This is a genomic window from Allopusillimonas soli (genome assembly GCF_004153445.1).
GTDB lineage: Bacteria > Pseudomonadota > Gammaproteobacteria > Burkholderiales > Burkholderiaceae_B > Allopusillimonas > Allopusillimonas soli.
The window spans coordinates 92,037-118,992 of sequence record NZ_SDQC01000003.1; the positions used below are offsets into that span (position 1 = coordinate 92,037).

At 60.6% G+C, this 26,956-nt stretch carries 23 protein-coding genes and 1 pseudogene; 17 read left to right on the forward strand and 7 right to left on the reverse strand.

Features of this window, described 5'->3' with window-relative positions; genetic code table 11:
- Window positions 1–130 precede the first annotated feature (130 nt).
- The 7 genes from ERD78_RS10270 (at window position 131) to ERD78_RS10300 (ending at window position 5,903) form a co-directional block, all read left to right on the forward strand.
- Window positions 131–1,312, forward strand: a complete 1,182-nt coding sequence (locus ERD78_RS10270) for an NAD(P)/FAD-dependent oxidoreductase (RefSeq protein WP_129969215.1) — start codon at window positions 131–133, stop codon at window positions 1,310–1,312.
- Between the two features lie 123 nt (window positions 1,313–1,435).
- Window positions 1,436–2,059 carry a helix-turn-helix domain-containing protein gene (locus tag ERD78_RS10275; protein ID WP_129969216.1) on the forward strand — a complete coding sequence of 208 codons (624 nt, stop codon included), beginning with the start codon at window positions 1,436–1,438 and terminating at the stop codon, window positions 2,057–2,059.
- 18 nt (window positions 2,060–2,077) lie between these two features.
- Window positions 2,078–2,989 (forward strand): bifunctional Delta(1)-pyrroline-2-carboxylate/Delta(1)-piperideine-2-carboxylate reductase, encoded by a 912-nt coding sequence (gene lhpI, locus ERD78_RS10280; RefSeq protein ID WP_129969217.1) that lies wholly within the window; start codon window positions 2,078–2,080, stop codon window positions 2,987–2,989.
- A 127-nt stretch (window positions 2,990–3,116) separates the two neighbouring features.
- Window positions 3,117–3,545: a RidA family protein gene (locus tag ERD78_RS10285; protein WP_129969218.1), complete on the forward strand. Its 429-nt coding sequence runs from the start codon at window positions 3,117–3,119 to the stop codon at window positions 3,543–3,545.
- A 58-nt stretch (window positions 3,546–3,603) separates the two neighbouring features.
- A complete protein-coding gene (locus ERD78_RS10290; RefSeq protein WP_129969219.1) occupies window positions 3,604–4,164 on the forward strand; it encodes a 3-hydroxyanthranilate 3,4-dioxygenase in 561 nt (186 codons plus the stop codon).
- On the forward strand, window positions 4,161–5,162 hold the full coding sequence (locus tag ERD78_RS10295) for an amidohydrolase family protein (RefSeq protein ID WP_129969220.1): 1,002 nt from the start codon (window positions 4,161–4,163) through the stop codon (window positions 5,160–5,162). The genes ERD78_RS10290 and ERD78_RS10295 overlap by 4 nt, the downstream gene beginning before the upstream one ends.
- Window positions 5,163–5,237: 75 nt before the next feature.
- Window positions 5,238–5,903: a thiopurine S-methyltransferase gene (locus ERD78_RS10300; RefSeq protein WP_129969221.1), complete on the forward strand. Its 666-nt coding sequence runs from the start codon at window positions 5,238–5,240 to the stop codon at window positions 5,901–5,903.
- On the opposite strand, the gene ERD78_RS10305 is transcribed toward ERD78_RS10300, so the two are convergent.
- Together ERD78_RS10305 and nadE are read right to left on the reverse strand one after the other, a co-directional pair.
- On the reverse strand, window positions 5,883–6,857 hold the full coding sequence (locus tag ERD78_RS10305; protein ID WP_180029207.1) for a hypothetical protein: 975 nt from the start codon (window positions 6,855–6,857) through the stop codon (window positions 5,883–5,885). The two genes, ERD78_RS10300 and ERD78_RS10305, sit on opposite strands and share 21 nt — an antisense overlap.
- A 205-nt stretch (window positions 6,858–7,062) precedes the next feature.
- Window positions 7,063–7,893, reverse strand: a complete 831-nt coding sequence (nadE, locus tag ERD78_RS10310; RefSeq protein ID WP_129969222.1) for an ammonia-dependent NAD(+) synthetase — start codon at window positions 7,891–7,893, stop codon at window positions 7,063–7,065.
- Window positions 7,894–8,087: 194 nt separating this feature from the next.
- Between nadE and ERD78_RS10315 the strand changes: the two genes are divergently transcribed.
- The gene (locus ERD78_RS10315) at window positions 8,088–9,284 is read left to right on the forward strand and encodes an MFS transporter (protein ID WP_129969223.1); all 1,197 of its coding nucleotides are present in this window, start codon (window positions 8,088–8,090) and stop codon (window positions 9,282–9,284) included.
- A 104-nt stretch (window positions 9,285–9,388) separates the two neighbouring features.
- On the opposite strand, the pseudogene ilvD (ERD78_RS10320) reads toward ERD78_RS10315, so the two are convergent.
- Together ilvD (ERD78_RS10320) and ERD78_RS10325 are read right to left on the reverse strand one after the other, a co-directional pair.
- Window positions 9,389–11,071 (reverse strand): annotated as a pseudogene (ilvD, locus tag ERD78_RS10320) (dihydroxy-acid dehydratase); the annotation flags it as partial.
- A 138-nt stretch (window positions 11,072–11,209) separates the two neighbouring features.
- Window positions 11,210–12,124, reverse strand: a complete 915-nt coding sequence (locus ERD78_RS10325; RefSeq protein WP_129969686.1) for a LysR family transcriptional regulator — start codon at window positions 12,122–12,124, stop codon at window positions 11,210–11,212.
- A gap of 118 nt (window positions 12,125–12,242) precedes the next feature.
- Between ERD78_RS10325 and ERD78_RS10330 the strand changes: the two genes are divergently transcribed.
- From ERD78_RS10330 to ERD78_RS10365, 8 genes are all read left to right on the forward strand, one after another.
- On the forward strand, window positions 12,243–13,229 hold the full coding sequence (locus ERD78_RS10330; RefSeq protein WP_129969225.1) for a 2Fe-2S iron-sulfur cluster-binding protein: 987 nt from the start codon (window positions 12,243–12,245) through the stop codon (window positions 13,227–13,229).
- Window positions 13,230–13,297: 68 nt separating this feature from the next.
- A complete protein-coding gene (locus tag ERD78_RS10335; protein ID WP_129969226.1) occupies window positions 13,298–14,557 on the forward strand; it encodes an aromatic ring-hydroxylating dioxygenase subunit alpha in 1,260 nt (419 codons plus the stop codon).
- Window positions 14,558–14,559: 2 nt separating this feature from the next.
- Window positions 14,560–15,042, forward strand: coding sequence for an aromatic-ring-hydroxylating dioxygenase subunit beta (locus ERD78_RS10340; protein ID WP_129969227.1), 483 nt, complete (start codon window positions 14,560–14,562; stop codon window positions 15,040–15,042).
- 8 nt (window positions 15,043–15,050) lie between these two features.
- The gene (locus ERD78_RS10345) at window positions 15,051–15,389 is read left to right on the forward strand and encodes a non-heme iron oxygenase ferredoxin subunit (protein WP_129969687.1); all 339 of its coding nucleotides are present in this window, start codon (window positions 15,051–15,053) and stop codon (window positions 15,387–15,389) included.
- Between the two features lie 67 nt (window positions 15,390–15,456).
- Entirely contained in the window at window positions 15,457–15,951 is a 495-nt protein-coding gene (locus ERD78_RS10350) for an RNA polymerase sigma factor (protein ID WP_129969228.1), read from the forward strand.
- 141 nt (window positions 15,952–16,092) lie between these two features.
- Window positions 16,093–17,130: a FecR family protein gene (locus ERD78_RS10355; protein WP_167668909.1), complete on the forward strand. Its 1,038-nt coding sequence runs from the start codon at window positions 16,093–16,095 to the stop codon at window positions 17,128–17,130.
- Window positions 17,131–17,216: 86 nt separating this feature from the next.
- Window positions 17,217–19,583: a TonB-dependent siderophore receptor gene (locus ERD78_RS10360; protein ID WP_129969230.1), complete on the forward strand. Its 2,367-nt coding sequence runs from the start codon at window positions 17,217–17,219 to the stop codon at window positions 19,581–19,583.
- A 155-nt stretch (window positions 19,584–19,738) separates the two neighbouring features.
- On the forward strand, window positions 19,739–20,179 hold the full coding sequence (locus tag ERD78_RS10365) for a CopD family copper resistance protein (protein WP_129969231.1): 441 nt from the start codon (window positions 19,739–19,741) through the stop codon (window positions 20,177–20,179).
- Between the two features lie 42 nt (window positions 20,180–20,221).
- Here ERD78_RS10365 and ilvD (ERD78_RS10370) read toward each other — a convergent pair whose 3' ends face one another.
- Window positions 20,222–22,090 (reverse strand): dihydroxy-acid dehydratase, encoded by a 1,869-nt coding sequence (gene ilvD, locus ERD78_RS10370; RefSeq protein ID WP_129969232.1) that lies wholly within the window; start codon window positions 22,088–22,090, stop codon window positions 20,222–20,224.
- Window positions 22,091–22,184: 94 nt separating this feature from the next.
- Here ilvD (ERD78_RS10370) and ppc point away from each other — a divergent pair, with 94 nt between their 5' ends.
- Window positions 22,185–25,043 carry a phosphoenolpyruvate carboxylase gene (gene ppc, locus ERD78_RS10375; RefSeq protein ID WP_245152428.1) on the forward strand — a complete coding sequence of 953 codons (2,859 nt, stop codon included), beginning with the start codon at window positions 22,185–22,187 and terminating at the stop codon, window positions 25,041–25,043.
- A gap of 4 nt (window positions 25,044–25,047) precedes the next feature.
- Here ppc and ERD78_RS19905 read toward each other — a convergent pair whose 3' ends face one another.
- The gene (locus ERD78_RS19905; RefSeq protein ID WP_218940840.1) at window positions 25,048–25,179 is read right to left on the reverse strand and encodes a putative transporter small subunit; all 132 of its coding nucleotides are present in this window, start codon (window positions 25,177–25,179) and stop codon (window positions 25,048–25,050) included.
- A gap of 16 nt (window positions 25,180–25,195) precedes the next feature.
- Window positions 25,196–26,890 carry a sodium:solute symporter family protein gene (locus ERD78_RS10380; protein WP_129969233.1) on the reverse strand — a complete coding sequence of 565 codons (1,695 nt, stop codon included), beginning with the start codon at window positions 26,888–26,890 and terminating at the stop codon, window positions 25,196–25,198.
- Between the last annotated feature and the right edge of the window lie 66 nt (window positions 26,891–26,956).

A 26,956-nucleotide genomic window follows, 5' to 3' on the forward strand; every position in this document is an offset into this window, starting at 1 on the left:
CCGATAAGAAATTATATTTCCCAAGGGAAAATACTGAGAGAAATCAGAATAAATAAACGAAACAATAGACGGGTCATGAGGCGGCCACACGGCGTCGCCTTTCTCGTCTTGATACGCCGGAGCAGGCAGCATGGGCACAGACCGCTACGATGTCGTCATAGTCGGCGGCGCCGCCATTGGCAGCGCCGCAGCCTATTTTCTGACGGCCGACAAGGGCTTCAACGGCCGGGTGCTGGTGATCGAGCAAGACCCCAGCTACCAGCATTGCGCCACGGCGTTGTCCGCCGCATCCATTCGCCACCAGTTCTCCACACCCGAAAATGTGCAGATGTCGCTGTTCGGCTCGTCGTTTCTGCGCCATTTTGGCGAACTGCTCGCGGTGGACGGCCAGCAGCCGGACGCGGCATTTCATGAGAGAGGCTATCTCTTTCTGGCGACTGCCGCGGGCGTACCGGTGCTTGAGGCGAATCACGCCACGCAAAAACAACAGGGGGCCGACGTGACGCTGTTGGAACCAGGTGCGCTGTCGCGGCGATACCCGTGGTTGAACACAGAGGATATTGCCCAGGCATCACTGGGCCTGTCAGGCGAAGGGTGGCTCGACGCCTACGGCATGATGCAAGGCCTGCGACGCAAATCCATTGCCCAGGGCGCGCGCTATATTAAGGACAAGGTGGTCGGGCTGCGACGCGCGGGACGGCGGGTGCGGTCACTGGTGCTGCGCGACGGCGCAGAGGTCGAATGCGGCGCCGTCATCAACGCGGCGGGCATCGGCGCGCCGGAGGTGGCCCGGCAAGCGGGCATCACACTGCCTGTACAAGCCCGCAAGCGCTGCGTGTTCTATGTTCAATGCCCCACCACCCTGCCTGGATGCCCCATGATCATCGATCCGAGCGGCGCCTACTTCCGGCCCGAGGGCCAGGGTTATATCACCGGCATATCGCCCGCACCGGACCAGGATCCGGAATGCCACGACTTCGAGGTGCAGCACGCTCTGTTTGAAGACGTGCTGTGGCCCATTCTGGCGCATCGCGTACCCGCCTTCGAGGCATTGCGCTGCAGCCGGAGCTGGGCGGGCCATTACGATATGAACACGGTGGACCAGAATGTGATTCTCGGCCCGCACCCCGATGTGGACAATCTGTTTTTCGCCAACGGTTTCAGCGGCCACGGCATGCAGCAGTCACCGGCAGTGGGCAGGGCGCTATCCGAACTCATCATTCATGGCGGCTTTCGCACGCTGGATCTGTCGCGCATGGGTTGGCAGCGCATACTGAACAACAGCCCGATCATCGAGAAAAATGTTGTCTAGACCGGCGCGACGTGAGGAGGGCATCGGCCGAGAGCCCGGCCCTGGTCCGCTTCGCCGCACACCGCCTGGGCGTAGGCCTTGTCCCATCGTGAGGCTACACTGCCAATTTTCAATCGGAATGCCATGGTGAACCAGACCACCGTACAAGAACAGGAGTCCGCACTAGCAGCGCGGCTGAAGGCGCTGCGCCTGGAGCGTGGCTGGACGCAAGGACAGACCAGCAGGGCCAGCGGCGTGGCCAGTTCCACGCTGTCGAAAATAGAAAACGGACTGATGTCACCCACTTATGATGTGCTGCTGCGTCTGGCCCATGGCCTGGGTGTCGATGTTGCCGAACTCTTTTCGCCTGCCCAGGCTCATATGGGCGCGGGCCGGCGCAGCATAGAACGCAAGGGGCACGGAGAGGTCCATGAAACGCCGCTCTACCGCCATGTACTGCTGTGCTCGCAGCTATCCCACAAGCAAATGATGCCGTTTGTCACGCGCATCAAGGCGCACGGCGTGCAGCCGGAAGAAGGCTGGAGCCAACATGACGGTGAGGAGTTCGTATACGTTCTGTCTGGCGCCATCGCGCTGCATACCGAGTACTATCAGCCAGCAATACTCCAGGCCGGCGACTGTTTCTATATCGACAGCCGTATGCGCCATCGCGTCATCAATCACGGGCCGGACGATGCCGAAGTGCTGTGGGTAAGCACCCAGCCTCATATGTCCGATGCAGGGCATGCGCCCGCGCCCTCTCCCTGACCCAACCTGGACCATGCCATGACAGCCAAGGCAATCAAGACTTTCAATGCAGCACAGACAGCGGATCTACTGGATTTCCCCGGCATGGTGGAGATGCTGGCACAGGCCGCCGCCGACTATGCACACGGCGAAATCACAGCGCCCGAGCGCCAGGTTGTGGCCTACCCGCAAGGCGGCGTCATGCTGTCCATGCCAGCGACGGCGCCGGATATCGGCATACACAAGCTGGTCAATGTGGTCGCGTCCAACCGAGAGCGGGGCCTGCCCACGATTCATGGCGTGGTCACAGCCTATGATGGTGCAACAGGCCAGGAACGCTTCGTGCTGGATGGCCCGACCGTCACAGCGCGGCGCACAGCCGCCGTGTCGATGCTAGGCCTGCGTACCCTTGGGCCATCCGCACCCAGGCATGCCGCGGTTATCGGCACAGGCACCCAGGCGCTTGGCCACGTCCAGGCATTGGCGGCACTGTATCCGGGCCTGTGCGTCACGCTCATCGGCAGAAGCATCGAGAAGGCGCAGGCATTCGCGCGCGATCATGAGGATCTTGGCCTGCCGCTGCGCGCGGACGCATCCGTGCCCGACGATGCCGATGTGGTCATCACGGCCACCACCAGCCCCGAACCTGTGTACGCCCTGCCCCCGCGCCCTGACCGCCTGGTCATCGGTGTGGGCGCCTACCGGGCGGATCTGGCGGAAATTGCGCCCGCCACGCTGGAAGGCAGCCAGCTCTATGTCGATGACCTGGCTGGCGCGAAGCATGAAGCGGGCGACTATATTCAGGCCGGCGTCGATTGGCGTGCGGTGCGCGCGCTGATTCATGCTTTGGAAAACGGCGCCGGCACGGCCGGTGCCAGGGTATTCAAGACCGTGGGTTGCGCGGCCTGGGACCTGGCCGCCGCACGTTGCGCATTGCGCAAGATAAAATAGCCGAAGGCTGGCGAGGCGCGGGTACGCGGCGTCCAACCTCATCAACCCCGGCACAGGCGAGGCTCGCATGGCGCGGCCTCATCATGAGTGGAGACTGTATGACCCAACAGGCAGCAAAGGAGACTTCATGAGCACACCATCCCCAGGCATCGTCAGCGGCAAGGCCACCCCACGCGGCGCCTTTCCGCATGTGAAACGCGCGGGCGACTTCCTGTTCGTGTCAGGCACAAGCGCGCGACGCCCCGACAATAGCATCGCGGGCGCATCGGCCGACGCCATGGGCACAACCACGCTGGACATCCGCGCGCAGACGCGCGCCGTCATCGAGAACATCCGAGATATTCTGGCCAGCCAGGGCGCGGGCCTGGAACATCTGGTGGAGATCTCCGCCTTTCTAGTGAATATGAATGACTTCGGCGGCTACAACGAGGTATACGCGGAATTCTTCTCGGCGCAGGGCCCCACGCGCACCACTGTCGCCGTGCATCAATTGCCCCATCCGCACTTGCTCATCGAGATCAAGGCCGTGGCCTATCTGCCAGCGGCAAGCACATAACCAGACCAAAACAAGACGGCCAGGGAAATACCGGCAGCCCCAAACTCGGAGACAAAAAATGCTCAGCTACGGCAAGCCCTTCAACTTCCAGCAATGGATAGACGAACACGCCCATCTGCTCAAGCCGCCTGTGGGCAACCAGCAGATCTGGCAGGACAGCGACTTTATCGTTACTGTCGTGGGCGGCCCCAATGTGCGCACCGACTACCACGACGATCCATACGAAGAATTCTTCTATCAGATGCATGGCAACGCCTGGCTGAATCTTTGGATAGACGGCAAGCGCGAGCGTGTGGACCTGAAGGAAGGCGACATATTCCTGATGCCGCCACATGTGCGCCATTCACCACAGCGCCCCGAGACGGGCAGCGCATGCCTGGTCATCGAGCGCCAGCGTCCCCAGGGCGTGATTGACGCATTCGAATGGTATTGCGAAAGCGAGGATGGCTGCGGCGGCCTTGTGCACAGGGTTGAAATCCAGCTGCAGAGCATTGTGAAAGATCTGCCCGTTCTCTTCAACGCCTTCTACGAATCAGAGGAGCAGCGCCGCTGCCCTCACTGCGGCAAGCTACATCCTGGCAAGCAGGCCCATGCCGCGACCAATGGGAAATCCGAATGAAGAAGATAGATATCCACGCGCATTTCCTGCCTCCGATTTCCCAGCAGGAGGCTGCAAGCCTGGACGCTGAACAGGCACCCTGGCTGGCAGTCGATGCCGGCGGCGAAACCGGCCAGATCATGAAAGGCAGCCAGCCCTTCAGACCCGTATACCGCGCATTGTGGGATCCTGCCATGCGGCTGGAAGAAATGGATAAGCATGGCCTGGATATTCAGATTGTCTGTGCCACGCCCATCATGTTTGGCTATGAATTTCCAGCAGACAGGGCTGCGGCGTGGTGCGAACGCATGAACGACCGGGCACTCGAACATTGCAATGCCGATCCAGGGCGCCTCAAGGCGCTTGCCCAAGTGCCGCTGCAGGATCTGGACCGAGCCTGTTCCGAGGCATCTCGCGCGCGCAAGGCCGGCTGCGTAGGGGTGCAGATCGGCAATCACCTCGGCCCACGCGACATGGACGACGAACATCTGGTGCAATTTCTCACGCATTGCGCACGCAATGACATTCCCATTCTGGCCCATCCCTGGGACATGATGACCGACGGCCGCATGAAGAAATGGATGCTGCCCTGGCTGGTGGCCATGCCCGCCGAAACGCAGTTGGGCATTCTTTCGCTCATTCTTTCGGGGGCATTCGAGCGCATTCCCGAATCGCTGAAGCTTTGCTTTGCCCACGGCGGCGGCAGCTTCGCCTTCCTGCTGGGCCGTGTCGACAATGCCTGGCGCTGCCGGGATATCGTGAGAGAGAACTGTCCCAATCCGCCTTCCAGCTACGTCTCGCGCTTCCATGTGGACAGCGCCGTGTTCGACCAAGGCGCGCTGCGCCTGCTGGTGGAAGTCATGGGCAATAGCCACGTGATGCTGGGATCGGACTACCCCTTCCCTCTGGGCGAGCAGTCCATTGGAAAGCTGGTCGCAGAGAGCCCCTGGCTTGACGACTCGCAGAAACAGCGCATCTGCGCCGGCAATGCTGCCGACTTCTTCGGCCTGGCCGGCTGAGGGGCCGGACGGGCCCATTGCACGCCCCCGCCCGTCCTACAATGAGAGCCGACTGAAACGCTTTGCGAGGTATACATGGACGCCGCATTCTGGTTGGATCGATGGCAGGAGGGCCGCACGCATTTTCATATGCAACGCGTAACGCCCTTGCTGCAAAAATACTGGCCGGCACTCCGGCTGCCCGCAGGCAGCCGCATTCTGGTGCCGCTTTGCGGCAAATCGCTGGATATGATCTGGCTGGCCAGCCAAGGCTATCGTGTCCTTGGCGTGGAGCTGTCACCCCTGGCCATCGCACAGTTCCTGCAGGAAAACGACCTGCGGGCGCAGGTTCGCGAATCGCCCCTCGGACGCCATCATGTCGCGGGCGAGATCGAGATCATCGAAGGCGACATCTTCGGCCTGGATGCCGCCACGCTTGCCGGCTGCGCCGGCGCCTATGACCGCGCGGCGCTGGTTGCTCTGCCTGAAGCCATGCGGAAAGACTACGTGCGCCATGTATATGGCCAGCTTGCAGGAAATTACCGCGGCCTGTTATTGACGCTGCATTACGATCAGTCGTCCATGGAGGGGCCGCCTTTTTCTGTCGACGAAGAGGAAGTCGCCCGCCTGTATGCCGACCATACCCGTGCGCGTCTGGTGGACAGGCGGGACATCCTGGCGAAAGAACCCAAGTTCGCCCAACGGGGCCTCACCGCGCTCGATACGCTGGTCTTCGATCTTTCAGGCGCCCGCGGAGACTGAATCCAGCGCGGGCTTCGGACAGACGGGGATGCGCGGCGGCGGCCACGACTCCTCCAGGGTAAAACAGGCAGAGGGCTCAGGATCCAGCGGCCCCTCCCGGGTTTCAGGTGTACAGGCCTGAAGCGCGCGTACAATCCGCTTCAGCGCCTCGGCCCCATGCGCGCCTTCCGTCACTTCGTCCCACCACAAGCGGTGCACCGCGCGCACGCGCACCGGGATCGACGGCAGGCCCAGCCTCTGAGCCATAGCCAGGCGATGCAGGCCCCGATTCACCTTCAGGATTTTTCCCTCACGCGTAATGGCCACGCCCAGATGATCCTTGCCGCGCGCGGGATCGAATCCGCGCTTGGCCATGTCGTCCAGAAAACCCAGATAGACCGCCAGATAGCGCTCGATGCGCTGGGGCGTATCAAGCACGATGCCCTCATGGTGCGAAGAATAGGGACGCCCACGCTGCAAATCGAACAGCAGGCTGCGGTAGCGCACTGTGTCCTCGAGATGGTCGCGGTGCTCGTCCAGGTCGCTGATGAGACGGTAGCGGCCGGAGATACGCAGGTCGCCGCGGCGCTGATCCCAGTTGCCATCCCAGATGAAAAAGGAGGACGACGGGCTTTTCTCGATGCGCCTGTGGTCGTATGCGGAAATCCGGATGAGCTGGCGCGGATCCACATGCAGCGTCAGGGCGGCATCGCCGACAAAATCTTCCACGCCGCGACGCGGCAAGCCCTTGCGCTCCACGGCGGCCGCCCCGGGCAAGTCAAGCAGCCAAAGCTGCAATGCCAGGCGCTCCAAAGTCAGCCCGATGCTTTGCTGGAAGCCGGTGCGCAGATTGTGCACCAGACGCGCCAGCAACACCCGGTGCCTGATCTTGTCGGATGCCAGGTCAGCATAGGCGGGGTGGCCGCCCGGCCCCAACATCGCGTCGGCCCGGGGGGCAGATAATGGCCTGCTCATGGATCTTCGTTACATGCTCAATATCAGCCATGCCCCGCATGCATGCCTGAAAAAGTTGATATTTTCTTGATATTTAAAGCATGTTACTGCAAAGACAGCTATTTTCAGCTAAAAGCACGTTTTTTGCGTTGCATTCATGCAACGAGAACCCGGCCCTCCGCAGGAGAGCCGGATTCGGATGCAGGCCGGCGGCAAGACGAGAAAACTAGGGCGCCACCGGAAGCGCCCGTTTGTGCGCCGAACCGCGATAGGTGCGCAGTATGATTTCGAGTGCCCCTTCCGGGATGTCCCTGCCTTCGAGAAAATCGTCGATCACGTCGTAGCTGGTGCCGAATGCTTCTTCATCCGGCTTGAGCGGCGCCAGGGTTTCGAGATCGGCGGTCGGCACTTTCATGGCGACCTCCTCGCTGGCGCCAAGCGCGCGCGCCAGGGCACGGACACGGCGTTTGTTGAGGCCGGACAAAGGGATGATATCCGCAGCGCCGTCGCCGAACTTGGTGAAAAAACCCATGAGCGCCTCGGCGGCATGATCGGTGCCGACCACCAGCCCGCCATGCGCGCCGGCAACCGCGTACTGAGCAATCATGCGCTGGCGGGCCTTGATGTTGCCAAGCAGGAAATCCTGGTGCCTGTCATCGCGGAACGACACGCCCGCATCCAACAATGCCCGCATCATTGCATCGCTGGCGGGCTTGATGTCAACCACCCGTACCTGGTCGGGGCCTATGGTTGCCAGCGCACGCTGCGCATCGGCTTCGTCCTTTTGCTGTCCATAGGGCAAGCGCATGGCCACGAAGACGGCGTCGCCGCCCTGCGCGCGCACCCGTTCGACGGCACGCTGCGACAGACACCCCGCCGCCGTCGAGTCGACGCCACCGCTGATGCCCAGAACCAGCGCCCGCGCGCCGGTTCGGCCAAGATAATCGGCAAGAAATGCGACGCGGCGCTCTATCTGCCGCTCAACGTCAAAATGCGCATCAACGCCCAGCTCGGCAATGATGTCGTTTTGTATGGCGCGTTGCTGATCGGTGAGCACGATATGTCCTTTGCCATGAAGAATGGAAAAGCCCTAACATGCCTGCGCATGTCCCGGCACGCAGGACGCCGGCGGGGCTGATTGAATCAAGGGATTATGATACGACAAGTCTGCCCGGCTCTTTCTTGCGCGGCCGGCCGGCAAACACTGCAGTTCGCGCAAGCCCCGAATCCGCAGAACAGGCTGTTTGTTGCATGAAGTCCTTTTCCCCGACCTTTGTCGTGCTCGCCGCCACGCTGGCGGTGCAATCCCTGGTCGCCATGTCCCTGATCACCCTCCCCGCCGTGGCGCCGGCAGTCGCGCAGACGCTGGGGATATCGCCTGCGTATGTAGGCCTCTATATTGCATTGGCCTACCTGGGCGCCATGTCGGCCAGCCTCGTGTCGGGCGGGCTGGTCAGACGCTACGGGGCGATACGCAGCAGCCAGGCCGGGCTGGCGCTGTGCGCCTGTGGCCTGGCGCTGAGCATCGTGCCATCGCCCGCAGCAACCACGGCCGGCGCCTTGCTGGTGGGCCTGGGCTATGGCCCCATCACCCCCGCCAGCTCTCATCTGCTGGCGCGATCCACGCCGGCGCACAGGATGTCGTTCGTCTTTTCCATCAAGCAGACTGGCGTGCCGCTGGGCGGGGTGCTCGCAGGCGCCATTGTGCCGGGGCTGGCTGATCTGACGGGATGGCAGATTGCCTTCCTGATCGTGGCTGTCCTCAATCTTGTCTGCGCCATCGCCATCCAGCCCTTGTGCCGCAAACTCGATGCCGATCGCGACAGAGAACGCAAGCTCTCGCTGGGAACAGGGCTGATCGGGCCGCTACGCCTGGTGTTCAGTCGCCGCAGCCTGGCCGTGCTGGCGGCCGTCTCGTTTCTGTTCTCCATTACGCAGCTGTCATTGACGACATACCTGGCAACCTTCCTGCATGAAGACATGAGCATGGATCTGGTTGCCGCGGGGTTCATTCTGGCTGCCGCGCAGGTCGCCGGCGTCGCCGGGCGCCTGCTATGGGGCTATGTATCGGATCGCTTTGCGGGACCGGTCAATACGCTGGCCCTACTGGCCTTGCTCATTCTGATCTGTGCGGCCGCGATACCCTGGCTGTCCACGGACAATCCCTGGCTTATGTGGTTGGTGCTTGCCGTTTTCGGCAGTTGCGCGGTTGGCTGGAATGGCGTGTACCTGGCCGAGGTGGCCCGTCAGGCGCCGCCCGGGCAGGCCGGCATCGCGACAGGCGGCGCGCTGAGCATGACCTTCCTGGGCGTGGTAGTGGGCCCTCCCCTGTTCGGCCTGATTGCCACCACCGTCCACAGCTACGGCCTGGCCTATGCATCACTCGCCGTGCCGGCCCTGCTCTGCCTGTGGCTGCTGTGGCGCTACAGGGCAGCCTTCAGGCCGTAACGACGGGCAGCGCTGCTACGGACTACGAGAAGGGCAGCATTCTAGTCGCCACCGGCATGGCCCCAGCTATTGCCGGCCTGCCATTGCGCCGCGTCCTTGTCACTGAAATGGTCCAGCACGGCCCCCTTGCTGGCGGTGCTTGCGTTGAATGCGAACTTTGCCTGAACGCCGCGCAGATAGCGCGCCTGTGGCGGTGTCCATGCGGCACGCCGCGCCGCAATCTCTGCGTCGGGAACATTCAACTGCAACAGCAGTTGGTGGGCGTCTATCGTGATGGAATCGCCTTCCTGCACCAGCGCTATGGTGCCGCCCACGGCCGCCTCGGGCGCCACATGGCCAACCACCATACCCCAGGTGCCACCTGAAAACCGCCCGTCGGTGATGAGTCCGACCGAATCGCCCAACCCCACGCCGATAAGCGCGCCCGTCGGCGCCAGCATCTCGGGCATGCCCGGTCCGCCCTTGGGTCCCAGATAGCGCAGCACCATGACATCGCCAGCCTTGATCTTGCCATCAAGTATGGCCTTGAGCGCCGATTGCTCGTCATCGAACACCCGTGCGGGACCTGTAATGACGGGGTTCTTCAATCCCGTGATCTTGGCCACTGCGCCCTCCGGCGACAGATTTCCTTTCAAAATCGCCAGATGCCCTTGTTGATACAGCGGCTTGTCGATGGGGAAGATGACTTTCTGATCGGACGGCGGCATATCGGGAATATCCTTGATCAACTCGCCTATCGTCTTGCCCGTGATTGTCATGCAGTCTGTATTCAGCAGGCCGGCGTTTGCCAGCATCCTCATCACCTGCGGCACCCCGCCAGCCTTGTGAAAGTCCACAGCCAGATAGCGTCCGCTTGGCTTGAGATCGCAGAATACAGGCACCCGCTTGCGTATACGTTCGAAATCGTCAATGGTCCACTCGACACCCGCCGCATGCGCAATAGCCAGCAAATGCAGAACTGCATTGGTGGAGCCGCCCGTAGCCATAATGACGCTGACCGCGTTTTCAATGGACTCGCGGGTGACGATGTCGCGCGGCTTGATATCCAGTTCAATGGCCTTGAGCAGCACGCGCGCGGATTCCGCGGCGGATTTGGTCTTCTCGTCGTGCACATTGGCCATGGTCGAGGAATAAGGCAGGCTCATGCCCATCGCCTCGAATGCGGAACTCATGGTGTTGGCGGTATACATGCCTCCGCACGAGCCGGGACCGGGAATGGCATGCAGCTCGATCTGCCGCAGTTTCTCGTCACTCATGCGGCCCGCCGCGTTTTCGCCAACTGCCTCAAAAACGCTCACGATATTCAGGTCTTTACCATCGAGGCGGCCAGGTAGAATGGTGCCGCCGTACACATAGATGGCGGGCACGTTGGCGCGCAGCATGCCCATCATGCCACCAGGCATATTCTTGTCGCAGCCGCCGATGACCACCACGCCATCCATCCACTGACCCTGGACGCAGGTCTCCACGCAGTCCGCGATGACTTCGCGGGACACCAGGGAATATTTCATACCCTCGGTTCCCATGGCCATGCCATCGGATATGGTGGGCGTACCGAACATCTGCGCATTGCCCCCCGATGCCTTGATGGCTTCGATGGCCGCATCGGCGAGTTTTTGCAGGCCGCTATTACAGGGCGTGATGGTGCTGTGGCCATTTGCCACGCCAACCATCGGCTTGACGAAGTCTTCCTCTTTGTAGCCCAGCGCGTAATACATGGATCGGTTTGGCGCGCGCGCCGCGCCCTGGGTAATGTTGGCGGACCGCAAACGTCGGGAAGCACTCATTGCAATACCTCATGTCATGGTAGGGTCATGGTCTGGCCAGGCGGCATGCGCGCCGCATCCGGGAACAGTTTACCGCCAAGGCGGCAAGAACAGCACCGCAGGCAAGCCGGGCCCCGAAAACGCCGCGGCGATCATGCGCTAGCGCTGGTCCGACAGGGCAAATAAATCGAAGAACAGACCGCGCAGCCACTGATTGGCCGGATCGCGGTGATACTTGCTGTGCCAGAACAGATTGATTGCCGCATCGGGCAATCGCGCCGGATGCGCAATGCAGCGCAACCCGAAGGGCTCGGCCATGCGCTCGGCAAGGCGCTCGGTCACTGTGGCAACCAGATCAGTGGACTGAAGAATGTGCCCAATGGCCAGGAAGTGCGGGACGGTCAGACGCACCCGCCGATGCACATCCATACGCCGCAGCAAGTCGTCAACCTTGCCATGGCCCGTGCTGTCCGACACGACGAGCAGGTGCTCGGCCGCCGAAAAATCATCGAGCGTCATACGCCGCCTGTCCAGCCTGTGCCCTTTGCGAAACAAGCACACATACCGCTGGCGAAACAGCCGACGCTGAAAGAACCCCGCCTTGAGCTGCGGCAGAGGGCCGACCGCGCAATCGACGCGGCCCGCCTCCATATCCTCCTTCAGGCCCACAGCGGTATTGCGCACGGTGCTCAAGGAAATACCCGGCGCATCACGGGCCAGCCGCTCCAGAAGCCGAGGCAGAAAATAGATCTCGCCAATATCCGTCATGCCGATGACAAAGGTGCGCTGGCTTGATCCTGGATCGAATACAGCACTCTGATTAATGGCTCCGCGTATCATCGCCAGCGCATATGAGATGGACTCCGCCATTTGTTCGGCATGCGCGGTTGGCATCATGCCTTGGGCGGTGCGCAGAAAAAGCTCGTCGCCGAATGCGCCGCGCAGGCGGGCCAAGGCGTTGCTGACCGCGGGCTGGCTCAGACCCAGGTTCTCCGCCACACGGGACACCCTGCGCTCAATGAGCAACTGATCAAAGACCAGAAGCAGGTTGAGATCGAGGTCTTTCAAATCCATGTGCGCCATAATTATTCATAGAATCAATTTAGTCTATTCACAATATTCTATTGGATTATGAATGCGATTGGGCCAACATACGTGAACGTGAACGCCGACAGCCGTAGACAGTCTCGCCATGGAATTACTGATACAACCGCTCAACCGCATGCTGCACGTGAGCCCCGGGGCAAACCTGCTTGACGTGCTGCGGGAAAACCAGGTGCCGATTTCCTACAGTTGCATGGCGGGGCGATGCGGCACATGCCGCTGCCGCATCGTGGAAGGCGAGGTGCTGGAGTCGGGTCAGGAAGAGCTTCGGCCTCTGAGCGGACAGGCGCAATATGTGTTTGCGTGCCAGACCTGGCTTACTGAATCATGCGTCATCGAGATTCCCGAGCCCGACGAGATCATCGTTCATCCGGCCCGGATACTCAAGGCCAGTGTCATAGCGGTTGAATCGCTGGCACCGGATATTCGGCGCCTGCGGCTCAAGCCAGGCAAGCCACTGCAGTATTCACCCGGACAATACGCCAACCTGCAGTTTGCCGCAGGGATGGTCCGCCCCTACTCCATGGCGGGCACATGCGAAGACGACGAACTGGAGTTTCACGTGCGCATCGTGCCCGGCGGCCGCGCGGGCAACCATATCGCAGCGGGACTGCGGCCTGGCGATGCGGTGCGCGTCAGCGGCCCGCTGGGTTCAGCCTATCTGCGATGCAGGCACGAAGGGCCCATGCTCTGTGTGGCCGGCGGCACCGGGCTTGCGCCCGTTCTATCGATTGTCCGCGGCGCACTGGCGGCGGGCATGCGCAATCCCATTCATCTCTATCTTGGCGTGCGCTCTTCGCGCGACCTCTACGGGATGCAGTGGTTGGCGCCGCTGCAGCGCGACCATGGCAACCTTCATGTGCAGATCGTGGCAAACGACAGCAAGGGCATTTCAGAAGCAAGACGCGGTCTTGTCACGGAAGCGATTGCCGAGGACTGGCGTGACCTGACAGGCTGGCGCGCCTACTTGTGCGGCTCGCCTCCCATGGTAGAGGCCACGTCGCTGCTGGTCAGGCAGCGCGGCATCCGGCTGGAACACGTTCACGCCGACGCTTTCTATGCCGCAAGCACCTGAAACGCACCGACGCAAGCCAGGCCGACGGGATGCTTCATATTCACGAACGATGAAAACAGGAGACTTCCATGCATGAAAGACCCACTGTGTTTCCCGACAAAGCCGAATGGACGGCAGGCGGCACCAGCCGCATTCCGTTCCTTGCCTATACGGACGATGTGCTCTACCGGCAGGAACTGGAACGGTTCTTCTACAAGAACCACTGGTGCTATGTCGGCCTGGAGGCAGAAATCCCCAACCCTGGTGATTTCAAGCGCACCGTCGTGGGTGAGCGATCCGTCATCATGGTGCGTGATACCCATGGCGAGATCCATGTGGTTGAAAATGTGTGTGCTCATCGCGGCGTGAGTTTCTGCCGCGAGCGGCATGGCAACCGCAAGGAATTTGTATGCCCCTACCATCAATGGAGCTATGCACTGAATGGCGATCTGCAGGGCGTGCCGTTCCGGCGCGGCGTCAAACAAGACGGCAAGGTGCTGGGCGGCATGCCTGCGGATTTCAATGTGCGCGAACATGGGCTGACCCGTTTGAACGTCGCACAGCGCGGCGGCGTGGTCTTCGCATCCTTCGATCCCTGCATGGAATCGTTTGAAGACTTTCTCGGCCCAACCATCCTGTCGTATTTCGATCGCCAGTTCGATGGCCGAAAGCTCACGCTTCTGGGCTACAACCGCCAGCGCGTGCCAGGCAACTGGAAGCTGATGCAGGAAAACATCAAAGACCCTTATCATCCAGGCCTGCTGCATACCTGGTTCGTGACGTTCGGGCTTTGGCGGGCCGACAACAAGTCCGAGCTGAAAATGGACGCGCATCACCGCCACGCGGCGATGATTTCCACGCGCGGCAACGAAAGGAAGCAGTCGGAGGTGTCGCAGGTAGGCAGTTTCAAATCCAGCATGCAGCTGGAAGACCCGCGCTTTCTGGATATCGTTCCAGAACCCTGGTGGGGCGGCCCTACCGCCGTCATGACGACAATCTTTCCCAGCGTGATTCTGCAGCAGCAGGTCAACAGCGTTTCAACGCGGCATATTCAGCCTGCCGGGCATGGATGTTTTGATTTTGTATGGACGCATTTCGGATATGAGGACGACAGCGAGGAAATGACACAACGTCGGCTGCGCCAGGCCAACCTGTTCGGACCGGCTGGGTTCGTGTCGGCCGACGACGGTGAAGTCATAGAACTGTCTCAGCGCGGGTTTGAACAGAAGCCATTTCACCGGACCGTGGTGGAGCTGGGCGGGCGGGACATCGCCGACACGGACCATATGGTCACCGAAACGCTGATACGCGGGATGTATGACTACTGGCGCACGGTAATGGAGGCCTGAGCATGGAGACACAACCGGACTTTGGCGTCTACATGGCGCTGCAACAGCTGTACGCAGACTATGCCTGTGCCCTGGATTCAGGCCAGTGGGACCGATGGCCCGACTTTTTCACGGACGATTGCCTGTATCGCCTGCAGCCACGAGAAAATCATGAGCGTGGCCTGCCGCTGGCAACGCTGTCATTCGACAGCAAGGGAATGCTGCGGGACCGCATATACGGCATCAAGGAAACGCTTTTTCACGATCCTTATTATCAGCGTCATGTAGTCGGCGCACCGCTCATCATACGCATGAGCGACGCCGAGATCGAGAGCGAAGCGAACTACGCCGTGTTTCGGACCCGGCTGTCGGAGCTGTCGGCGGTATTCAACGTGGGCCGTTATGTGGACGTGGTGGCGCGCACCCCGGCGGGGCTGCGATTTTCACGACGCCTGTGCATCTATGACAGCGAGTTGATTCCGAACTCGATTATTTACCCTGTTTGAGGCGAATGATGGACAACACGAACTGGCAGGATGCGGGTGCTGTTGACGGTCTCCCCGAAGATGATGTCGCCTGCGTGGAGATACAGGGGCGGGAAATTGCCCTGTATACGGTGGGAACAGCGGTATTCGCGACAGACAATATATGCACGCATGGTCACGCACGACTCTGCGACGGCTTCCTGGAAGGCCACGAGATAGAATGCCCGCTTCATCAGGGGCGCTTCGACGTGCGCGACGGCAAGGCGCTATGCGCGCCGCTGACCGAAAACGTGCGAAGCTATCCTGTGCGGATTGAGGCAGGGCGGGTGCTGGTAAGGATGGATAGCCTGGATTCAATCAATTCATGAATGATAATAATACTCATTTGAGTTATTATTTAATAACTATCATTTCTCACTCCGAACGCGGCTCCCTGTGTCCACCCACCATTATCAAGAGCTGTTCAACTTCTGTACCCGCAGCCTGGGAGACCGTCACGCCGCAGCCGACGTGGTGCAGGAGGTCTATGCGCGTTTCCTGGCTATGCGTAATACCCAGGAGCATATTCAGGACGCGCGGGCGCTTTTGTACCGCATCGCCCGCAATCTTCTCGTCGACCAGCATCGGCGCTCAATGTCGCACAGTTCCGTGGCGTGGTCCGACTGGGACGAAGAACCACACAGCGTCGGGCCGGAATACATGCAGCCCGAAAGAATCCATGCTCTTTCCGAACACGCGAGAGTATTGATGCAGGCTATCGAAGACCTGCCGCCGCGCTGCCGCGAGGCTTTTATACTGAACAGGTTCGAAGGGCTCTCACATCAGGAAGTGGCGGAACGAATGGGTATTTCGCGTAACATGGTCGCACAACACATTATCCGTGCAATGCTCGCCTGCAAGGCACGGGAAGATGCCTACTTGCGGGCCTGAATACAGCCTAGCGCAGCTTTGCGCACAGGTTCTCTCCGGCCAGCATCCCGATCTGCTTTTTCATGCCGATATATTTTTCATTCCTACATCTCAATGCGCAAACAGCATGACTTCAGCCGTGACACGCAGGGAGGGATCCGCGTGCCAAGCGACAACCCCGTCATGCGCGCAGCCGCCCACTGGATGATACTAAGACGCGAAGGTTTGTCCGACGCTCAAGAGCAACAGTTCCAGGAATGGCTTCAGGCCGCGCCAGCGCATCAAAAAGCCCTGACGCAGATGGAGTCGCTGTGGGAGCGGCTGGGTGAACTGCCCGTAGATCGAATCAGGTCGATGAATAGCGAATCGGGTGCCTGTACCGGGATCACTTCATCCGTGGATGCGCAGGCCAGACCATGGACGCGCCGCGCATTGATGGGCGCGGGCGCAGGCGTGATCGCGGCGGGGTTTGCCGCATGGGTGGGAATCAGGCCACGTCATGGCTCACCAGTATTCCAGGCGGAATATACCAGCGCACGTGGAGAGCGCCAAACGGTCAACCTTCCCGACGGAAGCCATGTCGAACTGGACACCGCTACAAGCCTGTCCGTGACGATGTATGCCTCACTGCGCCACCTGTGGCTGCGAGAGGGGCAGGCGCTGTTCACGGTGGCCCCGGATCCCCAGCGCCGCTTCGAGGTGCTGGCTGGCAAATTACGCGCCGTCGCAACAGGCACCTGCTTCTGCGTGCGCAGCACGCAAAGCGGCCTGCAAGCAGGCCTGGCGACCGTGGCGGTCGAGCAAGGGAGTGTCAGCGTGATGCAGAGGCGCGATGGCCTGCTGGAGAAATGGCTTGGAGACGGAGATGGCGTTGAAATCCGGGCGGGCCAGGCCGTCACCGCGTATCCTGACGGGAAGCTGGGTGAGGTCATTTCCGATGCCGCGCCCCGCTATGTCTTATGGCGCGAAAACAGGGTTACATTCGACGCGACCACACTCGGTGAAGCGTTGTCGGAATTTGCCCGCTATGCGCCGTTGCAGATCACGTTCTCAAGCCCTCGCGTCGCGGCGCTGCGCATCAGCGGCAGCTACGACGTGCGGCGGATCGACACCTTTCTAAAGCGCCTGCAGCAAGTACTGCCCGTGCAGGTACGAATCAACGGATATATGGTCCAGATATCCTCCGATAACGCTATTTGATCGACACGACCTCAACTTTCCACCGTCGTCTGCGTCTTCATTAGAAGAACAACAGATCAGTCAGTCGGTCGGGAGGATAGTCCGCGATGTCACGAAAACCGTTTAGCCGCGCAACCTGCGCGCTAGCCATGATGCTATGCCTGGGCACCCTGCATACCCAGGCCCATGCTCAGCCTGCACCCGTCATGCTGATGCTCTCCATCCCCGCTCAGCCGCTAGGTTCCGCGCTCAATGAGTTGGCACGCCAGGCCGGGCTTCAACTGATGGTTAGGCCAGAAAATGTGCAAGGGCGCACATCGCCCGCCTTGAAAGGACACTACTCGATTGATCAGGCGCTGGAGCGCATATTGGCCGGAACCGGACTTACCGCGGACCGTCACGGCAGCGATGTCGTTATCCAGCCAACGGCTCCCGGGGCGACAGCGATGCTTGCGCCAGTACGAGTACAGGGCCATGGCGGCGTGGAAACCGATGGCACAAGCGCCTATACCTCGTCGCAAGTCACCATAGGAAAGGGAGAGCAGTCTGTTCGGGACACGCCTCAATCGGTCAGCGTCGTGACTCGCCAGCGCCTGGATGATCAAAACTTGAACACCCTGGGCGACGCAATGCGCTATACCACAGGCATGAAGACCACCTCCTACGGCACAAGCCTGTTCAATATCGAAGCCCGCGGCTACGACCTGGACAACTATCAAATGGATGGAATGCCGGTGCGCGCAGGTTCGGGGTCATGGAGTGCCACATTTCTGGATCTGGCCATGTTCGATCGTGTCGAGGTATGGCGCGGGCCGGCGGGGCTGATACAGGGTGCAGGCGACCCGGGCGGCACGGTAAATCTGGCGCGTAAGCGCGCATTGTCCGAGTTCACACTGCAGGGCACACTTTCCGCAGGCTCCTGGGACAACTACCGCAGCGAGATTGATGTGTCGGGCCCGTTGAGCGAGGACGGACGGTTGCGAGGCCGCTATGTCAACGTCTATGAGGACCGCGACTATTTTACCGACTATCTCTGGTCGCGCGAATCCATGCATTACGGCACACTCGAATACGATCTGGACGACAGCACGGCTTTGTCGCTGGCGTATGCGCACCAGGAAAACAAGGCTCGCCCGTTCTTCGGGTTGTCGAGCTATCTGGGCTACTTGGCCGACGACCTAGATCGCGACACATACCTGGGCGCAGATTGGAACCACATGGAAAGCCGACTGGATTTCTATCTGGCCGAAGTGGACCACAGAATGAACAATGGCGGCCAGGCCAAGTTGAGCGCATCCATGATGCGCCGCCGCCTGACCAACGAGAACAACAGCTGGGTGAATTCCCTGATCGACCCAGCCACGGGTAATGTCTCCATGGTGCCCATCGCCATCAAAGCCGACGAGCGTGATGTAAACATCGATGGCTTTGTATCCACGCCCGTGCAGGCATTCGGCCTTCGCCACGATCTCCTGCTGGGAGCGAGCTACCAACGCTTTTCCGGAGGCAGCGCCTACAATGCCTCAACCTACGGCCAGTACGAGGTTACGCAGGACATTTACCATCCGGATCCGCATTTCCCCAAGCCCTACATGCCGGTGGGCAGCATCCCCGACGTCGTCCAGACTCAGGCGTCGCTCTATGGGCAGGCCCGCCTGTCGCTCTCCGATCCGATCAGGCTGATACTTGGCGCGCGGGTCAGCAACTGGAAAACGGAGAACCACGATGCCGGCACGACGCAATCCTATGATGCCGAGGTGCTGCCCTACCTTGGCCTGACGGGCGATCTGAATGACAACTGGACGGCCTACGCCAGCTACAGCACGATATTCTCCCCCCAGACCGCGCGCGACATACAGGGAGACTTTCTGCGCCCACGCAAGGGCAAGCAGTATGAGGTCGGCCTGAATGGCGCCTTTTTCGGTGACAACCTGACGACGCACTTTGCACTGTACCGCATCGAAGACGAAAACCGCGCCATGCAGGATCCAGACAATCCGATGGTATCCATTGCATCGGGCAAGGTGCGCAGTCAGGGTTTCGAAGCGGAGATCAGCGGCGCCTTGACGCCCAACTGGCAACTGACGGCCGGCTACGCCTATACAAGCACGCGCTATGTGGCCGCGGAGGACGATCTGGAAGGCAAAGCGTTTGCACCTGCCTTTCCCCGACACACTTTTTCGCTTTGGACGAAATACACCTTCGATCAGCCGTCACTGCGCGGCTTGAGCCTGGCAGCGGGCATGCGTGTGAACAGCGAATCCCGTCTTGAGCAAAGCGGCTATACCTGGGTGCGTCCGGGGTATGCTGTTTTCGATGCCCAGTTGGGTTATCGCTATAACGAACACATGGACATCACGTTCACCGTCAACAATCTGTTCGACAAGTATTACTACGAGCGCATAGGCCCGACCCGGCAAACTTACTTCGGCGAGCCCAGAAGCGTAATGCTGGCCCTCAAATGGCGCATGTAGTCAAGGGTATGCGCAGCAAACCATGATCTAGATCATGGACGCAGCAGCGTGTCCATGCCATGATGGGACGCGATATGCGCCCGTGGAGATCCCTTCCTCGGGCCACCTGCCAGAGAGGCGCCTTACTCTCTCCGGCACCCGGAAACTTGCCCGCCATGGACTACAACGTTCTGCTGACGCTGCACCTTTTTGCCGCCATCCTGTTTGTCGGCACGGTGTTTTTCGAAGTACTCATTCTGGAAAACGTGCGCAAGCGCGTGCCCCGCGAGGTCATGCGCACAATGGAGATAGCCATCGGCAAGGTGGCCCGCAAAATCATACCCTGGGCCATCCTCGTGCTTTACAGCGCAGGCGTAGGCATGGCATGGCAATATCGCGCAATCCTGGCGCATCCGCTGCAAAGCAGTTTCGGCCTGCTGCTGACCATCAAGATTGTCCTGGCCTTGAGCGTACTGGCGCACTTCCTGACGGCCATGACGCTACTGCACACGGGCAAGATGCGCTCCGTGTACTTCCGGCGCATACACATCAGCATATTCATTCATATGCTGGGCATCGTGTTTCTGGCCAAGAGCATGTTCTACCTGCATTGGTAGCGCGGCGCGCCGCAAAGCGCGCCACCCGGCAGACGCTCCGCCTCATGCTGGCTGCTTCAACTGCCTCACATCGCGCACCGCGCCCCTGTCGGCCGAGGTTGCCAGGGCCGCGTAGGCCTTGAGTGCCTGCGACACGACGCGTTGACGGCCGACAGGCTGCCAGGCCTCGGCGCCGCGGGCTTGCATGGCCGCGCGACGGCGCCCCAGCTCTTCATCGCTGACCACAAGATTGATACTGCGGCCAGGTATGTCGATCTCGATGGTATCGCCCTCTTCCACCAGGCCGATATTGCCGCCCTCGGCCGCTTCGGGCGATGCATGGCCAATGACCAGGCCCGACGAGCCGCCCGAGAAGCGTCCATCGGTCAGCAAGGCCGCGCATTTGCCCAGCCCCTTGGATTTCAGATAGGACGTGGGATAGAGCATTTCCTGCATGCCCGGCCCGCCCTTGGGCCCCTCGTAACGTATGACCACCACGTCGCCGGCCTTGACCTTGTCTCCCAGGATGCCGTCCACGGCATCCTCCTGGCTTTCATAGACGCGCGCTACGCCGGTGTACTTCAGTATGCTTTCATCGACCCCGGCGGTCTTTACGATGCAGCCCTTGGGCGCGAGATTGCCATAAAGCACGGCAAGGCCGCCGTCCTGTGAGTAGGCGTTTTCCTTGTCGCGGATACAGCCCTTCTCTCGATTGAGGTCAAGCTGTCCGTAGTAACGTTCCTGGCTGAAAGCCACTTTGGTACGCACGCCGCCCGGCGCCACCTTGAAAAACGTCTGAAGCGCCTCGGAAGCGCTTTCGCCACGCACATCCCAATTCTCTATCGCCTTGCCCAGCGTACCGCTGTGTATATTGCCGACGTCGAGGTTAAGCAGGCCTGCGCGGGCCAGTTCGCCGAGAATGCCGAATATTCCGCCCGCCCGGTGCACATCTTCGATGTGGTACTTGTTCGTCGCTGGCGCCACCTTGCACAGGCAGGGAACGCGGCGCGATATGCGATCGATATCAGACATCGAAAATTCCACTTCCGCTTCCTGGGCCGCAGCCAGAAGGTGGAGCACGGTATTGGTTGAGCCACCCATCGAGACGTCCAGCGTCATGGCGTTCTCGAATGCCTCGAACGTCGCGATACTGCGCGGCAGGACAGACGCATCGTCCTCCTCGTAATAGCGGCGGCATAATTCCACGATCAGGCGGCCCGCGTCCTCGAACAGCCGCTTGCGCCGCGCATGCGTGGCGACGATGGTGCCATTGCCCGGCAGGGCGAGCCCCAAGGCCTCGGTAAGACAGTTCATGGAATTGGCGGTGAACATGCCGGAGCAGGAGCCGCAGGTCGGACAGGCATTGCGCTCCACTTCCGCCGCCTCGGCGTCCGACACATTGGGATCGGCGGCCTTTATCATGGCATCGATGAGATCAAGCTTCTCCAGCACATTGGTCGTGCCGGGCTCATACACCTTGCCGGCTTCCATGGGGCCGCCGGAAACAAAAACCACGGGAATGTTCAGGCGCATGGCGGCCATGAGCATGCCCGGCGTGATTTTGTCGCAGTTCGAAATGCAGACCATGGCGTCGGCGCAATGCGCATTGACCATGTACTCTACCGAATCGGCAATGAGCTCACGCGACGGCAGCGAATACAGCATGCCGCCGTGTCCCATGGCAATGCCGTCGTCCACCGCAATGGTGTTGAATTCCTTGGCCACGCCGCCGGCGTCCTCTATCTCCCGCGCCACCAGCTGGCCCATGTCCTTCAGATGAACGTGGCCGGGCACGAACTGGGTAAAGGAGTTGACCACGGCAATAATGGGCTTGTTGAAATCCCCGTCCTGCATGCCGGTGGCGCGCCACAGGGCGCGGGCGCCGGCCATATTGCGGCCGTGGGTGGAGGTGCGGGATCGATATTGCGGCATGATGGTCTCGGAGCAGAAGCGCAGGGCGAAAAGATCCAATGATAATCTATCGTGTGTTTCAATATCGTCCATAACCCTTATTCCAGGAGACTTCGTGAAGCGCGCCGCCCCCAACGCCAGGGAATCCTCCGCCCTGCGCAACGATATCCGCCAGCTAGGCAAGACCCTTGGTGAAGTCATTCGGGAATGCGAGGGCCGCACCGTCTACGACGTCATAGAAAAAATGCGACGGGCAGCGGTCAGCCATCGCCGGGAGGGTGCCCTGGGCGAAAACCCCGTGCTCGAACGGCAGATTCAGCGCCTCAAGGACGAAGAGGTCAATTCCGTAGCCAGGGCGTTCACTTATTTCCTGCATCTATCCAATATTGCCGAAGACCGCGACCAGAACCGGCGTCAGCGCCAGCACGAGCTTACCGAAGAGCAGGCCATGCGCGGCAGCCTGCAACACGCGCTGGACCTCCTGCAGGCGGGCGGCATAGGTCGGCGCAAGATATTGCGCTATCTTGCACAGACATGCATCGTCCCGGTGCTGACCGCCCACCCTACGGAAGTACAACGCAAGAGCACGCTGGACCTGCACCGGGAGATAGCCCGACAGCTTGCGCACAGCGACGATACGCTCACCGCGTCCGAAAGACAGTTGCTGGCGCAGCGCATGGCCGGCCTGGTGGCCACGCTCTGGCAAACACGCATGCTGCGCCGCCAGAAACTGACTGTGCTGGACGAAATCGACAACGCGCTTACTTATTACGAGAGCACCTTCCTGCGGGCCCTGCCCCGCCTTTACCAGGACTTGGCTGCCCGACTGCGGCCGGCTGGAAAATCCGCTTTCAGCATCAAGACCGAAGCACTTCCTCCCTTTTTGCGCATGGGCAGCTGGATAGGCGGCGACCGCGACGGCAATCCCAATGTAAATGCCGATACGCTCGAACAGGCCGTCCTGCGCCAATCGCGGGTGGTGCTGCGCCATTACCTGAACGAAATCAAGGCATTGGGTACCGAGCTGTCGCTGTCGCGGTCGCTGGGCACCGCCAGCCCGGAGTTGATCGCCATGTCGCTGGCCAGCGGTGACGCTTCAACACACCGCGTCGATGAACCCTATCGGCGGGCCTTTGTGCATCTGTACGCTCGCATGGCCGCCACATCGATTGCACTGACCGGTCAGCAACTGGCCTCGCGACCCACCTATGCGGCGCCTGCCTATGAAACACCGCAGGCCTTCCAGCAGGACCTTCAGCTTATCGCGGATTCGCTCGACCAGCACCATGGCAGCGTTATCGCACAATTGCGGCTCGCGGGCCTGATACAGGCTGTCAGTATTTTTGGCTTCCACCTGGCGACGATAGACCTGCGCCAGAGTTCCGATGTCCATGAGCGCGTCCTGAGCGAACTGTTCTCCGCCGCCGATGTACGGCTCAACGGCAAACAGGTTCAGTACAGCAAGCTACCCGAGCAGGAGCGCATCGCGCTTCTGCGCCGGGAAATCGCGGAAACCCGGCCTCTGGTATCGCCATGGATAGATTATTCCGCCGAAACCCGGAAGGAGCTGGCCATCTTGCGCATGGCCGCCAAATGCAGGCAGAAGTTCGGTCCGGCGGTTATTCAGCAGGCGGTGGTGTCGCACACTGAAACGCTGAGCGATCTGCTTGAGGTCCTGGTCCTGCAGCAGGAAACCGGGCTGATCTCACCCACATCGGCAGGCCAGCGCGCACCTCGTGACGGCCTGATGGTGGTGCCGCTTTTCGAGACCATTCCCGACCTGGAGCGCGGACCGGAAATCATGAACACATGGCTGGGCCTGTCCGATGTGGCCAGGCGTGTGCGCCATGCCCAGGATGGCATACAGGAAGTCATGCTGGGGTACTCAGACAGCAACAAGGATGGCGGTTACCTGACATCCAATTGGGCACTGTACAAGGCCGAGCGCAAGATGGTCGAAGTATTCAAACACCACAAAGTGCGCCTGCGTCTGTTCCATGGCCGGGGCGGCTCGGTGGCGCGCGGCGGCGGGCCCAGCTTCGACGCCATTCTGGCGCAGCCACCGGGAACCGTGAATGGGCAGATCCGCCTTACCGAACAGGGCGAAGTCATACAGGGCAAGTACAAGGATGCCGAGGTGGGACGCTGGCACCTTGAGAACTTCGTGGCGGCGACACTTGAAGCGAGTCTGGCGCCCGCCACGTCGGGCGCCGCCAGCGAAGACGAGAACATGGCGCGCTTTGCCTTCATTCTGGACTATATGTCGGATGTCGCTGAGCAAAGCTATCGCAAACTGGTCTACGGCACGCGGGGCTTCAACGATTATTTCTTCGCGTCGACGCCCATCCTGGAGATAGCAGGCCTTAATATCGGATCAAGGCCCGCCTCGCGCAAATCCACTCAGAAGATCGAAGATCTGCGCGCCATACCATGGGGATTTTCCTGGGCGCAATGCCGCGTCATGCTCACGGGCTGGTACGGAATGGGATCGGCGCTCAAGGCCTATGTCGAGCATGGTTGCGAAGGCAGCCCGGGCAGCGCCACGCGCCGCCTGGCGCAACTGCGCGAGATCGCGGCTGCATGGCCTTTTTTCCGCACGCTGCTTTCCAACATGGAGCAGGTGCTGGCCAAGACCGATTTGGGCATAGGCCGCCGATATGCCGCGCTGGTACCCGACGCCCGCCTGCGCAGGCGGGTCTTCACGCTGATTCAGGCCGAGTACGACCTGACGCTGGAAATGTTCCGGCGCGTCACGCGGCACGGCCTACTCGCGCAGGACAGCCAGCTGCAAGCGGCGCTCAATGAGCGGTTTGCCTACATTGATCCGCTGAATCACCTGCAGGTGGAGTTGCTGCGCCGGCACCGCATGGGGCGCGATGCGCCGGGGCCAGCCAACGAGGAAGAAAGCCGCAGCCAGCGGGCCATACACACGACCATCAATGGCATTGCGGCGGGATTGAGAAACTCCGGCTAGCCGCTCAGATCATTTCCTTGCCCGATTTGCGAGCACGCCTCAGGTCGCGCCACAACGCGACCAGCAGCACCACCAGAACAGCAGCGGAAATCGCAGGCCAAACAAGAATATAGCTTGCCAACAGTATTGCATTCATAATAGGTTCTCCTTGCTCAGATGCGCGAAGGCGCAAGTTCCTCGGCCGCCTCTCCGGCGCCATGCAACAGCGCCGCTTCGTCCTGCTGGAAGGACGTGACGCGCTTGGCCAGCAGGCTGAAGTCGAATCTCTCCCTGTTGAACAGGCTGATGGCGGTGCAGATGACAGCGCTGGCACCGTAGGCCGTCAGTGAACCCAGCAACACCGTGTAGTCGCGCAGAAAGCCGACGCAGTATGGCAAGGCGACCGCAAAGGCAAGCATGCCCATCGCCAGCCCGACCTTGCGGTTGAAGAAGCCGAAGGCCATCAACCCGATCACGATGCCTGCGCCAACACTGGCACACACCTCGAAGAACACAGCGACCAAGCCTTCCATGGGCAGCAGTTCGAAACGCGCAATGGCGAACAAGGCCACGGCCGACAAAACAGAAAGGGTAAAGGCCTTGTTGGAAACACGATCCCAGTAGAAGCTGATGATCACCGGGAACACGATCGCGCCCCACAATGCACCGACAAACACCAGCATCACCAGGATATCCAACTTAAGGCTGGCGAAGATGACGCCTATCATAGTGGCCACTATCATGGTGATACGGCCCCAGCGCAGCATGCGCGCCGGATCCACCTTCCCCTTGGCGAGATTCTTTCCATAGATGTCCGTCATGACAATTGCGGACAGTGCGCACAGGTCGGAGTCCGCAGTGGAAGACAGCGACCCGATAACCAGAATGAAAAACAAGGCGATGCCTGCTGCGGGAAGATAGGCTGAGGCCATTTGGGGAATGATGTTGTTCATATCGCCGCCGGCCGGTTCGAGACCCACGAACAGAGCCAGCATGCCGAGCATGCCCAGGCCAATCACTACCGCGCCATAGCCTATCGTGGCTGTCAGGAATGTCGACTTGATCAAATCCTCTCGCACGGCGAACAGACGCTGCGCAATCGTCTGGTTGCCGATGGCATAGGCCAGCACGGCCACGAAATACGGCGCGCCCTGCTCAAGTATGGCCTTGGTGGAAAAAATATCCTGCTGCTCGGCCGTCAGGTTGGAGAAGTTCGCCATCAGTGTGTCGGTGCCACCCGCATTGAAGAAGATGAGCGGAATGATGACAACGGCTGCCAGAATCATGGCTATGAGCTGCGCGAAGTCTGTCATCAAGGATGCACGGAATCCCGACCACAGCGAATAGGACAATACGCCCAGACCCGCTATAAGCACCCCTTGCGTGAATGTCAGCGGACTGAGCACCGATACCAGCGCCCCGGCGGCCGTGAAATTGACCATCAGGCTGATACAGCTTCCGACAAGGTTGGAGATGGCCATGATGAGTTGGCTCGATGTGCCATGTCGCGCGTGCACGACCTCGGCCAAAGTATGCGCCTTGGGTGCCAGCGCCCTGAAGCGCCGCCCAAAGGGATAGATGAAAAGTATCATCAGTGCGCCCCACAAGCCATAGTGCAACGGGCCCGACAAGCCGTAGCGGTAGCCGGATGTGGCGCTTGCGTAGAACGATGCCGCCCATATCCAGGTGGCGATCATGCTGGCGGCCGACAGGCCGAAACCTACGGCGCTGTTGGATACCATGAAGCCATCCACGTTTTCTTCCTTCTTTCCTATGAGCAGTGTCAACAGAAAGGTGATGCCATAGAAGGCGATCAACAGCAACAAGGCTGAAGACGTCGAGAGCTGAAAAAATTCTCCCTCATGCATGTGTATTTCTCTCCCTTTTGCATGCAAGGCACACGCGCGCGACCACCCCGCCCTTGGCAAAGTCCG